This window comes from Pseudomonas sp. GCEP-101, from assembly GCF_025133575.1.
GTDB classification, from domain to species: domain Bacteria; phylum Pseudomonadota; class Gammaproteobacteria; order Pseudomonadales; family Pseudomonadaceae; genus Pseudomonas; species Pseudomonas nitroreducens_B.
Map to the genome: position 1 here is coordinate 6156867 of NZ_CP104011.1, position 13438 is coordinate 6170304.

General features: G+C 66.6%; 13 protein-coding genes. 7 read left to right on the top strand and 6 right to left on the bottom strand.

The features are described from left to right. Both N0B71_RS27785 and N0B71_RS27790 read left to right on the top strand, forming a co-directional pair. A complete protein-coding gene (locus N0B71_RS27785) occupies positions 1-561 on the top strand; it encodes a peptidylprolyl isomerase (RefSeq protein WP_259759693.1) in 561 nt (186 codons plus the stop codon). Positions 562-635: 74 nt separating this feature from the next. Next, a complete protein-coding gene (locus tag N0B71_RS27790) occupies positions 636-2468 on the top strand; it encodes an ABC transporter ATP-binding protein (RefSeq protein ID WP_259756324.1) in 1833 nt (610 codons plus the stop codon). Positions 2469-2633: 165 nt separating this feature from the next. Here N0B71_RS27790 and N0B71_RS27795 read toward each other — a convergent pair whose 3' ends face one another. Genes N0B71_RS27795 through zwf form a run of 3 tightly spaced genes read right to left on the bottom strand, consistent with a single transcriptional unit; the run spans position 2634 to position 5471 of the window. Next, the gene (locus tag N0B71_RS27795) at positions 2634-3281 is read right to left on the bottom strand and encodes a bifunctional 4-hydroxy-2-oxoglutarate aldolase/2-dehydro-3-deoxy-phosphogluconate aldolase (protein WP_259756326.1); all 648 of its coding nucleotides are present in this window, start codon (positions 3279-3281) and stop codon (positions 2634-2636) included. A gap of 17 nt (positions 3282-3298) precedes the next feature. Next, the gene (gene pgl, locus N0B71_RS27800) at positions 3299-4015 is read right to left on the bottom strand and encodes a 6-phosphogluconolactonase (protein ID WP_259756328.1); all 717 of its coding nucleotides are present in this window, start codon (positions 4013-4015) and stop codon (positions 3299-3301) included. Next, a complete protein-coding gene (gene zwf, locus N0B71_RS27805) occupies positions 4002-5471 on the bottom strand; it encodes a glucose-6-phosphate dehydrogenase (RefSeq protein WP_259756330.1) in 1470 nt (489 codons plus the stop codon). Before zwf ends, pgl begins: the two co-directional genes overlap by 14 nt. A gap of 186 nt (positions 5472-5657) precedes the next feature. On the opposite strand from zwf, the gene N0B71_RS27810 reads away from it, so the two are divergent. Next, positions 5658-6515 carry a MurR/RpiR family transcriptional regulator gene (locus N0B71_RS27810; RefSeq protein WP_259756331.1) on the top strand — a complete coding sequence of 286 codons (858 nt, stop codon included), beginning with the start codon at positions 5658-5660 and terminating at the stop codon, positions 6513-6515. 409 nt (positions 6516-6924) lie between these two features. Here the strand turns inward: N0B71_RS27810 and def are convergent, their stop codons facing one another. After that, complete coding sequence (gene def, locus N0B71_RS27815) at positions 6925-7464, bottom strand: peptide deformylase (protein ID WP_259756333.1); 540 nt, start codon at positions 7462-7464, stop codon at positions 6925-6927. Positions 7465-7701: 237 nt separating this feature from the next. Between def and N0B71_RS27820 the strand changes: the two genes are divergently transcribed. Both N0B71_RS27820 and N0B71_RS27825 read left to right on the top strand, forming a co-directional pair. Further along, positions 7702-8256 carry a magnesium transporter gene (locus tag N0B71_RS27820; protein WP_259756335.1) on the top strand — a complete coding sequence of 185 codons (555 nt, stop codon included), beginning with the start codon at positions 7702-7704 and terminating at the stop codon, positions 8254-8256. A gap of 187 nt (positions 8257-8443) precedes the next feature. Further along, positions 8444-8857, top strand: coding sequence for a DUF5064 family protein (locus N0B71_RS27825; protein WP_259756337.1), 414 nt, complete (start codon positions 8444-8446; stop codon positions 8855-8857). Positions 8858-8861: 4 nt separating this feature from the next. On the opposite strand, the gene N0B71_RS27830 is transcribed toward N0B71_RS27825, so the two are convergent. Beyond that, the gene (locus N0B71_RS27830; RefSeq protein WP_259756338.1) at positions 8862-9698 is read right to left on the bottom strand and encodes a CvfB family protein; all 837 of its coding nucleotides are present in this window, start codon (positions 9696-9698) and stop codon (positions 8862-8864) included. Positions 9699-9949: 251 nt separating this feature from the next. Continuing rightward, entirely contained in the window at positions 9950-11719 is a 1770-nt protein-coding gene (locus N0B71_RS27835) for an ABC transporter transmembrane domain-containing protein (RefSeq protein WP_259756340.1), read from the bottom strand. A 156-nt stretch (positions 11720-11875) separates the two neighbouring features. Here N0B71_RS27835 and N0B71_RS27840 point away from each other — a divergent pair, with 156 nt between their 5' ends. After that, complete coding sequence (locus tag N0B71_RS27840) at positions 11876-12076, top strand: hypothetical protein (RefSeq protein WP_416788546.1); 201 nt, start codon at positions 11876-11878, stop codon at positions 12074-12076. A gap of 204 nt (positions 12077-12280) precedes the next feature. Next, positions 12281-13390, top strand: coding sequence for an AI-2E family transporter (locus tag N0B71_RS27845; protein WP_259756341.1), 1110 nt, complete (start codon positions 12281-12283; stop codon positions 13388-13390). Positions 13391-13438 lie beyond the last annotated feature (48 nt).

Sequence of the window (13438 nt, forward strand, 5' to 3'; positions counted from 1 at the left end):
CTGTTCAAACGCTTCCTGCTCGCCGCCTGCTCCCTGGTCCTGGCCGGTTCGGCGCTCGCCGCCGATGCCAACAAGCCGCACGTGCTGCTGTCCACCACCTCCGGTGAAATCGAAATCGAGCTGTACGCCGACAAGGCACCGATTTCTGTGAAGAACTACCTGTCCTACGTCGACAGCGGCTTCTACAACGGAACCATCTTCCACCGCGTGATTCCCAACTTCATGATCCAGGGCGGCGGTTTCACCGAAGCCATGAAGGAAAAGGACACCCAGGCGCCGATCAAGAACGAGGCCGACAACGGCCTGCTCAACGAGCGCGGCACCCTGGCCATGGCGCGCACCAGCGACGTGAACTCCGCCACCAGCCAGTTCTTCATCAACCTGACCGGCAACGACTTCCTCAACCACGGCGCCCGCGACTTCGGCTACGCGGTGTTCGGCAAGGTCGTGCGCGGCATGGGCGTTGTCGACCAGATCGCCGGCGTGAAGACCGGCAACCGCGGCATGTTCCAGGACGTACCGACCACCCCCGTGGTCATCCTCTCCGCCAAGCGTCTGTAAGTTCCACCCGGACGGCTGACGGAGGCCATTAACGGCGGGGCCAGGGAGGCTCCGCCAACAACCCGAGAAGAATCATGTTGTACCGTCGTTTCGAGCGTCTGATCGATCCCTTCCGCGACGTCCCCGAGCGCATGCCGCCCACCGACGTCATCCGCTTCTACGTCTATTACCTGCGCCAGGTCTGGCCGGTGTTCCTGGCCCTGCTCGTCGTCGGCCTGGTCGCCGCCCTGATAGAAGTCGCGCTGTTCAGCTACCTGGGGCGCATCGTCGACCTTGCCCAGGGCACCGCCCCCGCTGACTTTTTCTCGGTACACGGCCATGAACTGATCTGGATGGCCGTGGTGGCGCTGATCCTGCGCCCGGTGTTCTTCGGCCTGCACGACATGCTGGTGCACCAGAGCATCAACCCCAGCATGACCAACCTGATCCGCTGGCAGAACCACCGCTACGTGCTCAAGCAGAGCCTGGGCTTCTTCCAGAACGACTTCGCCGGGCGCATCGCCCAGCGCATCATGCAGACCGGCAATTCCCTGCGCGACTCTGCCGTGCAGGCAGTCGATGCGATCTGGCACGTGCTCATCTACATCATCAGTTCCCTGGTGCTGTTCGCCGAGGCGGACTGGCGCCTGATGATCCCCCTGCTGCTCTGGATGATCGGCTACGTGGGCGCGCTGGGCTACTTCATCCCGCAGGTGAAGCATCGCTCGGTCGTGGCCTCGGATTCGCGCTCCAAACTCATGGGCCGGATCGTCGATGGCTACACCAACATCACCACCCTCAAGCTGTTCGCCCACACGCGCCAGGAAGAGGACTACGCCCGCGACGCCATCGACGACCAGACCCGCAAGGCCCAGCGCGCCGGACGCGTGGTGACCTCGATGGACGTCACCATCACCGTGTTCAACGGCCTGCTCATCGCCGGCACCACGGGCCTGGCCCTGTGGCTGTGGACCCAGTCGCTGATCTCGGTGGGCGCCATTGCCCTGGCCACCGGTCTGGTCATCCGCATCGTCAACATGTCCGGCTGGATCATGTGGGTGGTCGGCGGCATTTTCGAGAACGTCGGCCAGGTGCAGGACGGCATGCAGACCATCGCCCTGCCCCGCCAGGTGGTCGATGCGCCCGACGCCAAGCCCCTGGTGGTGAACCGCGGCGAAGTGCGCTTCGACCAGGTGAGCTTCAGCTACGGCAAGGGCGGCGGCCTGATCAGCGGCCTCGACCTGACCGTGCGCCCCGGCGAGAAGATCGGCCTGGTCGGCCCGTCCGGCGCCGGCAAGTCGACCCTGGTGAACCTGCTGCTGCGCCTGTATGACCTGGAAGGCGGACGCATCCTCATCGACGGCCAGGACATCGCCCACGTGACCCAGGAAAGCCTGCGCGCGCAGATCGGCATGGTCACCCAGGACACCTCGCTGCTGCACCGCTCGATCCGCTCCAACCTGCTCTACGGCCGCCCGGATGCCGGCGAAGCGGAGCTGCAGGACGCCATCCAGAAGGCCCGCGCCTCGGAGTTCATCCCGCAACTGAGCGACGCCGAGGGCCGCTTCGGTCTCGATGCCCACGTCGGCGAACGCGGGGTAAAGCTCTCCGGCGGGCAGCGCCAGCGCATCGCGATCACCCGCGTACTGCTCAAGGACGCACCGATTCTGATCCTCGACGAGGCCACCTCGGCGCTGGACTCGGAAGTGGAAGCTGCGATCCAGGAAAGCCTGGAAACCCTGATGCAGGGCAAGACGGTGATCGCCATCGCCCACCGCCTCTCCACCATCGCGCGCATGGACCGCCTGGTGGTGCTGGAGCACGGCCGCGTGGTCGAAAGCGGCAGCCATGCCGAACTGCTGGCCCATGGCGGGTTGTATGCGCGCCTGTGGCGGCACCAGACCGGTGGGTTCGTCGGGGTGGATTGAGGTGCCCTTCGTAGGAGCGAGCTTGCTCGCGAATCGATTTCCCGGCAGCTCGGATGCTGGGGCTGTTCGCGAGCAAGCTCGCTCCTACAGGTAGTGCGAACGCCGCGGCTCACGTGCCCATAAAAAAGCCCGGCACAAGGCCGGGCATGTCCAGATCAGGACAGCTCAGTGTGTATCCAGTAGCGCCAGCGCCTCGCGGCTCAGGCGTTCGACCGTGGCCCAGTCGCCGCTGTCGATGGCGGCCTTGGGCAGCATCCAGCTGCCACCCACGCACATCACGTTGGCCAGCCGGTAATAGTCATTGAGGTTGTCCGGGCCGACGCCGCCGGTGGGGCAGAAACGCACTTCCGGGAACGGCCCGCCAAACGCCTTGAGGGCCTCCACGCCGCCGCAGACCTTCGCCGGAAAGAGCTTGAAGCGGCGCAGGCCGTGGCGGTAGGCCGCCATGATTTCCGACGCCGTGGCCACGCCCGGCAGCAACGGCACCGGACGGGTCACCGCATACTGCAGCAGCTCCTCGGTGCAGCCCGGCGTGACGATGAACTGCGCCCCCGCCGCTTCCGCCTGGGCAAAGGTTTCCGCGTCGAGCACGGTGCCGGCGCCGACGACCAGCTCCGGGCGCTGCTCGCTCAGCAGGCGGATCGCGGTAAGCCCCAGGGACGTCCGCAAGGTCACTTCCAGAACAGTGATGCCGCCGGCCGCCAGGGCATCCGCCATGGGCAGGATGTCCGCCTCGCGGTCGATGGTGATCACCGGCAGGATGCGCGCGCGCTGTGCCAGGGCGTCGATCTGCTGGATGTGTTGTTCAGACATTGCGGTAACTCCGTGCCTCAGGGGCACCAGTGGATCGAAAGAGGGGAACGCAGGAACGCATTGACCGGCATGCGCTGGTCGTCGTTGTCGGCAAGCGCCTGGCTCAGGGTGGCCAGCTTGGACTCGCCCTGGATCGCCAGGATCTGCACCCGCGCGCCCTGCAGCACGGCGCGCGTCAGGGTCAGGCGCTGGTGCGGCACGCTCGGCGCCCACATCGGCAAGCAACGGCGCGTACCGGCCGGGTCGAGGGCCTCCACCAGGTTGGCGCTGCCGGGGAACAGCGACGCCGTGTGGCCGTCGTCACCCATGCCGAGCACCAGCACGTCGATGGGCAGCATCAGCTCGTGCAGGTAGCGGTCGGCCTTGTCGGCGGCCTCTTCCAGGCTCGCCGCCGGCTGGTAAAGACCGATGAACTGCGCCTTCGCCGCCGCGCCCTTGAACAGGTGACGGCGCAGCAGGCCGGCGTTGCTGTCGGGGTGCGACTCGGGCACCCAGCGCTCGTCGGCGAGGCTGACGGCCACGTTCGACCAGTCCAGCACCGCGCTGCTCAGCGCTTCGAGGAAGGCCACCGGGCTGCGCCCGCCAGAGACCACCAGCAGCGCGCGGCCACGCTCGATCAGCGCGTCGCGCAGTGCGTCCGCCACGGCGTCGGCCAGTCCACGGGCCTGCGCCGCAGCGCTGCTCCAGGACTTCCAGGCCATGCCTTCGGCCAGTTCGGGTTCAAAGATCGCCATACCAGTCCCTCCCGTCGCGTGCGATCAGGGCAACCGAGGCCTGTGGTCCCCAGCTTCCGGCGGGGTATGGCTTGGGCTCCTCGCCCAGGCGCCCCCAGCCGTCGATCAGGCCGTCGCACCATGTCCAGGCGGCCTCGATCTCATCCTTGCGGACGAACAGGTTCTGGTTGCCTTGCGTGACTTCCAGCAGCAGTCGCTCGTAGGCATCCGGCGTACGGGCGGTCTGGAAGGTTTCGGAGAAATTCAGTTGCAGCGGGCCGGTGCGCAGCTGCATGCCTTTGCCCAGGCCCTGGTCCTTGGTCATCACCTGCAGGGAAATACCCTCGTCCGGCTGCAGGCGGATGATCAGCCGGTTGCTGATCAGCGAACGCTGCTCGGGGGCGAAGATGTAGTGCGGCGGTTCCTTGAAGTGGATGACGATCTGCGACAGCTTCTGCGGCATGCGCTTGCCAGTGCGCAGGTAGAACGGCACGCCGGACCAGCGCCAGTTGCGGATGTCCACGCGCAGGGCGACGAAGGTCTCGGCATCGCTGTTGGGGTTGGCGTTTTCCTCGGCGAGGTAGCCCGGCACCGCCTTGCCATCGATATAGCCGGCGGTGTACTGGCCGCGCACCACGCGGGTCGCCAGCTGCTCGGGGGCGATGGGTTCGAGCGCCCGCAACACCTTCACCTTCTCGTCACGGATGCTGTCGGCGGTGAGGTTCGCCGGCGGGTCCATGGCGATCAGGCAGAGCAGTTGCAGCAGGTGGTTCTGCACCATGTCGCGCAGTTGGCCTGCCTTGTCGAAGTAGCCCCAGCGGCCTTCGATGCCGACCTTCTCGGCCACGGTGATCTCCACGTGGGAGATGTGATTCTGATTCCACTGGGTCTCGAACAGGCTGTTGGCGAAGCGCAGCGCGATGAGGTTCTGCACCGTCTCCTTGCCCAGGTAGTGGTCGATCCGGTAGATGCGGTTTTCCGGGAAGAAGCGCGCCACCGCGTCGTTGACCGCACGGGAGGATTCCAGGTCATGGCCGATGGGCTTTTCCAGCACCACCCGGGTGCGCTCGGCCAGGCCGACGGCAGCGAGGTTCTCGCAGATACCGCCGAACACCGAGGCCGCGGTAGCGAAGTAGGCGACCAGGGTCTTCTCGTCGCCCACCAGCTCGGCCAGCGCCTGGTAGGAGCTGGCATCGAGGAAGTCCATGCTCAGGTGATGCAGGCGCGCCTGGAAGCGGGCCCAGACCTGCTCGTCCCACTCCTTCTGCGGCACATACTGGCGCAGACGCTGCTCGATGGTCGCCAGCGGCGCCTCCGTGGCCCCGTCGTCGCGGGCCAGGGCGAGAATGCGGGTATCGCGGTGCAGCAGGTCTTCACGGTCGAGCTGATAGAGCGCCGGCAGCAATTTGCGCAGGGCGAGATCACCCAGGGCGCCGAACAGCGCGAGGGTACAAGGCAGAACGCGGACTTCAGGCATTTGTTGTTTCCAACCAAACTTTGAACGATAGTTAGCCTTCCACACCGACATTAAGGCAAATATGTAGTAATTAAACAACATATTTTTGCCGCTTCGCACCGTTGTTGGTCCTCTGCCGGCCTGACGTTAGGATAGCGCCGCTGGCCGCACCTACCCGGCCAACCGTCGATTGCCCAAGGAGCACGGATGAAAAACCTGCTGGAGCAGATCCAGAGCCGTCTGGAAGAGCTGAACAAGGCCGAGCGCAAGGTCGCCGAGGTGATCCTGCGCGATCCGCAGCAGGCCACGCGCTTCAGCATCGCCGCGCTGGCCCAGGCGTCCAGCGTCAGCGAGCCGACGGTGAACCGCTTCTGCCGCTCCTTCGACATGAGCGGTTACCCCGAGCTGAAGATCCAGCTGGCCCAGAGCCTGGCCAGCGGCGCGGCCTTCGTCACCCAGGCGGTGGCCGCCGACGACGGCCCCGAGGCCTACACCCGGAAGATCTTCAGCAGCACCATCGCTTCGCTGGACAGCGCCCACCGACTGCTCGACCCGAAAGCGATCGACCGCGCCGTGGACCTGCTGATCCAGGCCCGGCAGATCCACTTCTTCGGCCTCGGCGCGTCCAGCTCGGTGGCGCTCGACGCGCAGCACAAGTTCTTCCGCTTCAACCTGGCGGTGTCGGCTCACAGCGACGTGTTGATGCAGCGGATGATCGCCTCGGTGGCCCACACCGGCGACCTGTTCGTGGTGATTTCCTATACCGGGCGCACCCGCGAGCTGGTGGACGTGGCGCACCTGGCGCGGCAGAACGGCGCCTCGGTGCTCGGCCTGACCGCCGCCGACTCGCCGCTGGCCCGCGCCAGCACCCTGAGCCTGGACATTCCGCTGCCCGAGGACACCGACATCTATATGCCGATGACCTCGCGGATCATCCAGCTCACCGTGCTCGACGTACTGGCCACGGGCGTGACCCTGCGCCGCGGCGTGGACTTCCAGCCGCACCTGCGCAAGATCAAGGAGAGCCTGGTGCCGACGCGCTACCAGCTCGATGAGGAAGACTGAGGGAAATACAGTTTCGGAGGAGCGGAGCTTCTGCGGGATGCTCGCGCGCATGGCTGGGACTTCGCGGACAAGGTCCGCTCCTACAGGAAGTGTAGCGCCCGGGCCGCCCTCTCCCCCGCCCTGGCTACGCGCCCCGCTCCGAAGAGAGAGGAAGCCATGCGAACCGACTGACGCCGCAGTTTCAGCCGGCACTGATCCAGTCCCCTCTCCCTTCAGGGAGGAGGTTAGGGAGAGGGAAGAACCCAGGCACAAACTTTCAGAAAAAGGCAGTTGCTCCTACGACCGCCCCAGCGGCGGGGCAAACCTGTAGGAGCGGGCCATGCCCGCGATCGCTCGCCCTGCACCGCTGAAAGACGGCGTGCTACTGCCGGGGAAATCCTGCGCCTGCCCCCGCTCGATGCGCGGCCGATCAATCATCCGCCGCCGGATCCAGTCCCGGGAACAGCACCTCGGTAAAGCCGAACTTGCTGAAATCGGTAATCCGCGACGGGTACAGGCGACCGATCAGGTGGTCGCACTCGTGCTGCACCACGCGGGCGTGGAAGCCCTCCACGGTGCGGTCGATGGGCTGCCCCTGCGGGTCGACGCCCTGGTAGCGGATGCGCTGGTAGCGATTCACCGCGCCGCGCAACCCCGGCACCGACAGGCAGCCCTCCCAGCCTTCTTCCAACTCGTCGCCAATAGGTGTGATCAGCGGGTTGAGCAGAATGGTCGGCGGCACCGCCGGCGCATCCGGGTAGCGCTCGCTGCGCTCGAACCCGAAGATCACCAGTTGCAGGTCGACGCCGATCTGCGGCGCCGCCAGGCCGACGCCGCCGACGTGGTGCATGGTTTCGAACATGTCGTCGATCAGTTGCGCCAGCTCGGCGCTGCCGATCATCGACTCGGGCACCGGCGGGGCGATGCGCAGCAGGCGCTCGTCGCCCATCTTGAGAATCTCGCGGATCATCTCGGCCTCGTTCGCCGTTGAGTGAAAGCGGCATGCTTCCAGTACGAGCAGCATCCTCGGCCCCCGCGAACCGTCTGGCAACCCCGCGACCGCCCGGCAGCGCCCCGCGGAGCTCGCCGAGCGGGTGGTAGACTGAACCTCTGAACGACCATCGAACGACGGACGTTTGCCGACATTCGCGGCAGATGGCGCTCGAACCCTGGGGGACGCTTTGATTCCGGGGGCGGGAGGTGGGTCATGAACCGGCACTACTACATCAGCGACAACCTGGATGACCTGGAACAGGTCGAGCAGGAGCTTTCCCAAAGCGGTATCGGCATCGAGCAGATGCACGTGCTGAGCGACAGCGACGCGGAAGTGCAGGAGCACCGCCTGCACGAAGTGCCCTCGATGATGAAGAAGGACGTGGTGCACTGGGGCAAGGTCGGACTGGTCATCGGCGCGGCGCTGGCCGCGCTGGTGCTGCTGGTCGGCTACCTGAGCGGCTGGACGCAGACCGCCGCCGGCTGGATTCCCGTGCTGTTCCTCGCCGCGGTGCTGCTGGGCTTCAGCCTGTGGGAAAGCAGCTTCTTCGGCCTGCAGCGCCCCAGCGGCGACGTGCGCCGCTTCCAGGACAACCTGCAGGAAGGCCGCCACGTGTTCTTCGTGGACGTAAAGCCCGAACAGGAACCGGTGCTGGACATGGTGGTACGCCACCACCCGCGCCTGGAAATCGCCGGCTTCGGCAACGCCATGCCGAGTTGGTGGCTGTCCGTCGAGCAGGCCTGGAATCGCTTCCGGCACATGATGTAACGGCATCGGTTGCGGCCTGAAGATCGGCTCCGCGCCATCGTGGTTGGCGCGGAAGGCGTCACGCTACGCCTGCTTCCTTCGGAAAAGTCCTACTCTTGACGCATGTCAGGCGGCTCTGCATCGGCGGGTTCGAGACTGTCCCTGCCGCTCGCCGGCCCGCCACCGCGATATTCGTCAGGAGGACCGCATGACCACGCCCACCGAGGTCACCATCCACTCCAGCACCGGCCTGGACCGCCAGCAGTACCGCATTCGCCTCAGCTACACCGTGGAGAACCCCGCCAGCCGCGACGCCCAGGTGAGGTTCGAACTGGACGGGGAGATCGACGGCCAGCCATTCAAGGATGGCTTCGACCTCCCCGGCGACCTCGCCTTCAATTTCGCCGGCAGCGCCACGCGCATCCTGCGCCGCCACGGGCTGCGGGTCTGCCGCGGGCCGGTGCTGCGCTTTCGCAAGGAACATGACCGGGTATTCGATGACCTGCGTCGCCAGTTGAGGGCTGAGCCGGGCACGCCGGTCGACCTGCAGCGCATGGGCTCGCTGGCCCCGGCCGAGCCGCGTTGCGCGGTGGCCGAATCCATCGTGCGCGGGCGCGGCTGAGCCGTCAGGCGAGTTCGATGCGGTCGTCGTGGATGACGATCAGGCCCTGCTTGAACAGCCCGCCGATGGCCTTCTTGAAGTTGCCCTTGCTGACACCGAACTGCTGAGCGATCAGCTCCGGCGGACTCTTGTCGCTGAGCGCCAGCGAGCCGCCAGCCTCACGCACGGCCTGCAGGATCTGCTCGCTCAACGCATCGGACAGCCCCGCACCTGCCGGTTGCAGGCTCAGGCTGATCTTGCCGTCGGCGCGGATTTCCTTGATGTAGCCGGTCTCGCGCAGACCGTTGCGCATGAACTTGAACACTTCGTTCTTGTGGATCAGGCCCCAGTGCTTGCCATCGATGATGGCCTTGTAGCCCAGGTCGGTGCGCTCGACGACCAGCAGGTCCACCTGCTGGCCGGGCTTGTAGTTGGCCGGGACGTTGTCCAGGTAGCGGTCCAGGCGCGCGGTGGCGGTGATGCGGCGGGTGCGTTCGTCCAGGTAGACGTAGACCACGCAGTAATCGCCGACCTGCAGCGGGCGCTTTTCTTCCGAGTGCGGCAGGAGCAGGTCCTTGGGCAGGCCCCAGTCGAGGAACAGGCCGACGCGGTTGACCTCCACCACCTTCAGGCTGGCGAAGCCGCCCACCTGCACCTTGGGCTTCTGCGTGGTGGCGATCAGGCGGTCTTCACTGTCCAGGTAGATGAACACGTTGAGCCAGTCGCCCACCTCGGTGTCTTCGTTCTTGGGCACGTAGCGCTTGGGCAGCAGGATTTCGCCGTGGCTCTCGCCATCCAGGTAGAGACCGAAATCGGTGTGCTTGACCACCTGCAACGAATTGAACCGACCTATGACTGCCATGACGCTTACCTCGTGAACGGGGCGGGCATTCTACGCGCATTGGCGCGTTATGGCTGCCGCCGGTTGCCGGATGACGCAGGACCTGCCCTGTAGGAGCGGACTTCGTCCGCGATAGGGTTCGGTGCCGTGCGGTTCGCGAGCAAGCTCGCTCCTACAGGTATGAGCCCGGCGAGCTTCGGGTAGGAGCGAGCTTGCTCGCGAACCCAAGCCGCGCAGGGATCGCCGCGGGCAAGGAACAGAGGCTCACGGCCCTAATTATTCTCCGCCTGGCCGAACTGCAGCTCCGCCAGGCGTGCATAGAGCGGACTGCTGGCCACCAGCTCGGCATGCCGCCCCAGCGCCACCAGCCGGCCATGCTCGATCACCGCAATGCGGTCGGCATTGAGCACCGTGGCCAGGCGGTGGGCGATCACCAGGGTGGTGCGGTCGCGCATCAGCCCCGGCAACGCCTGCTGAATCAGGTGTTCGCTCTCGGCATCCAGCGCGCTGGTGGCCTCGTCGAGCAACAGGATAGGCGCGTCCACCAGCAGCGCACGGGCAATCGCCAGGCGCTGGCGCTGGCCGCCGGACAGGCCCAGGCCACTCTCGCCCAGGTGCGTGCGGTAGCCCTGCGGCAGGCGCAGGATGAATTCGTGGGCATGGGCGGCGCGGGCGGCGGCCTCGACTTCCGCGTCGCTGGCGTCGGGCCGGCCGTAGCGGATGTTCTCCTCCACCGTGCCGAAGAACAGCGCCGGGTTCTGCGACACCAGCGCGAAGCTGCGGCGCAGGTCCGCCGGATCGAGACGGGCGATGGGCTGGCCGTCGATGAGAATGCGCCCCTGCTGCGGGTCGTAGAAGCGCAGCAGCAGGTCGAACAGCGTGGATTTGCCGGCGCCGGAGGGGCCGACCAGCGCCAGGGTTTCACCCGGCTCGACGCGCAGGTCGATGCCGTCGATGGCCCACTGCTGCGGGCGCGACGGATAGGCGAAGCGCACGCCCTGCAGCTCGATGCTGCCGACGATGCGGGGCGGCAGCCGCAGCAGGTCGCTGCTCGGCGCGACGATTTCACTGCGTGCGCGCAGCAGCTCGGCGATGCGCTCGGCGGCGCCGGCGGCGCGTTGCAGCTCGCCGATCACTTCACTGAGGGTGCCGAAAGCCATGCCGACGATGAGGCTGTAGAACACGAAGGCCGCCAGGTCGCCGGGGCTGATGCGCCCGGCGATCACGTCCATGCCGCCGACCCAGAGCATCACCCCGACGGCGCCCAGCACCAGCAGGATGACCACGCTCACCAGCCACGAACGCTGGGTGATGCGCTTGCGCGCGGTATCGAAGGCTTCTTCCACCGTGCGACCAAAGCGCGCACGGTCCTGCGCCTGGTGGTTGTAGGCCTGCACCGTCTTGATCTGGCCGAGGGATTCGCCGACGTAACTGCCGACGTCCGCCACGCGGTCCTGGCTGAGCCGCGAGAGGCTGCGCACGCGGCGGCCGAACAGGAGGATCGGCGCGATCACCAGCGGCAGCGAGGCGACGACGATGCTGGTCAGCTTGGCGTTGGTGAAGAACATCAGGATCACCCCGCCCAGCAGCATCAGTACGTTGCGCAGCGCCATGGACAGCGAGGAACCGATCACCGATTGCAGCAAGGTGGTGTCGGCCGTCAGGCGCGACTGGATTTCCGAGGCGCGGTTGTTCTCGTAGAAGCCGGGGTGCAGTTCGATGAGGTGGTCGAAGACCCGCTGGCGGATATCGGCGACAAAACGCTCGCCAATCCACGACACCAGGTAGAAACGCACGAAGGTGCCGACCGCCAGGCACAGCACCAGGGCGAAGAAGATGCCGATGGCGCGCGTGAGCAGTTGCTCGGACTGGGTGATGAAGCCCTGGTCCACCAGCAGGCGGATGCCCTGCCCCAGCGACAGGGTGATGGCGGCGGTGAACAGCAGCGCCAGCAGGGCGCCGACGGCGCGCCAGCGGTAGGGAGCGAGGAACGAGCGAGCCAGGCGCAGGGCATTGCGCTGGCGGGACGACAACAGGGACATGGCGGGCTCTGTACGGCCGGAATGGGCAGAGGGTAGCACCGCCATGCCGAGGCCGGCGAAGGGCGCATCGGACGGGGTGTGGGACCGTTCGTTCCATCTCCACCCCGAAAGGTGCTCGTTTGATGTACAATGGGCGGCCAATTTGCGCAGACAGGTATGGCAGACATGACTACCAAGCCCTCCACCCGCCAAAAGGCCGCTCCCAAAGCCCCCGCCGCTACCGCCACCAGCGAAGCGCTGGCCGACCAGGTTGCCGCCTTCCTCAAATCCGGCGGTGAGATCCAGCAGATCGCCAAGGGCGTGACCGGTCAGAACTACGGCGCACCGAGCCGCCACATCAGCCTCGGCAAGAAGTAATCGCGCAGGCAAGCCTGCCGGCTCCCGGCAGGCTGCCCGCCTCCCCCGCGTCAGCCCCCGCCGCACCGCTCGCCTTTCCCCCTCGCGTTACACCAAAACCTCCGCATTTACACACGTTTCGTATTGCCTCGCACCTTGCACTGGGGCAGAGTCCGCCGATAGTCAGGACCTGGCCATCCCATGGCCACTCGCAAGGAGCACCCCATGCTGCCCTCTCCGGAAAAGCTGCTATCGCGTAACCTGCTCGATGTGCTGATCCGCGCCGGCCTCATCCTGTTGCTGGCCGTCTTCTGCTTCCGCATCTTCCACCCCTTCCTCGACCTGATGCTCTGGTCGGTGATCCTCGCCATCACCCTCTACCCCATGCACCAGTTGCTCAGCGGCTGGCTGGGCGATCGGCCGAACAGCGCGGCGAGCCTGATCGTCATCCTCGGCCTGGTGATCCTGCTGGTGCCGGTGGTGGTGATCGGGCTGTCCATGGCCGACTCGGTGCGCGACCTGGTGCACGCCATCCAGAACCGCACCCTGCAGATCCCGCTGCCGCCGGACTCGATGCAGAACTGGCCGGTGATCGGGCAGTACGTCTATCCCTTCTGGCACCGCGTGGCCACTGACTTCATGGGCGTGGCGCATCAACTGGCGCCGCACCTGCAGGGCGTGGCGAAGAAGGTCGCCGGGCAGGCGGCCGGCGTCGGCATGGGCTTGATGCAGTTCCTCGCCGCGTTCGTCATCGCCGGGGTGATCATGGCCTACGGCAAGCTCGGCAGCCGCACTGCCTGCGACATCGCCATCCGCATCTCCGGGCCGGACCGTGGCCCCGGCCTGGCCGAGCTGTGCACCGGCACCATCCGCGCGGTGGCCCAGGGCGTGGTCGGCGTGGCCTTCATCCAGACGCTGATCCTCGGCCTCGGCTTCATCGTCATGGGCATTCCCGGCGCCGGCCTGCTGGCCCTGGGCGTGTTGCTGCTGGGCATCACCCAGTTGCCGGTGGTGCTGATCACCCTGCCGGCGGTGGCCTACGTGTTCATGACCAGCGACTCGCTGCTGGTGTCCATCCTGTTCACCGTCTGGACGGTCGCCGGCGGCCTGTCGGACAACGTGCTCAAGCCGCTGATGTTCGGCCGCGGCAGCAAGGTGCCGATGGCCGTGATCCTGATCGGCGCCCTGGGCGGCATGCTGAGCAACGGCATCATCGGTCTGTTCGTCGGCCCGGTGGTGCTGGCCCTGGGCTACGAGCTGTTCATGTCCTGGGTGCACGAGCGCGAGGCGCCGGTCGCGCCGCCCGTCGAGACGCCCGAACACACCACTCCCTGACCTCCCGCCCGCGGCGCGACCGCGGGCCTCACCCGCAATGGAATGCAC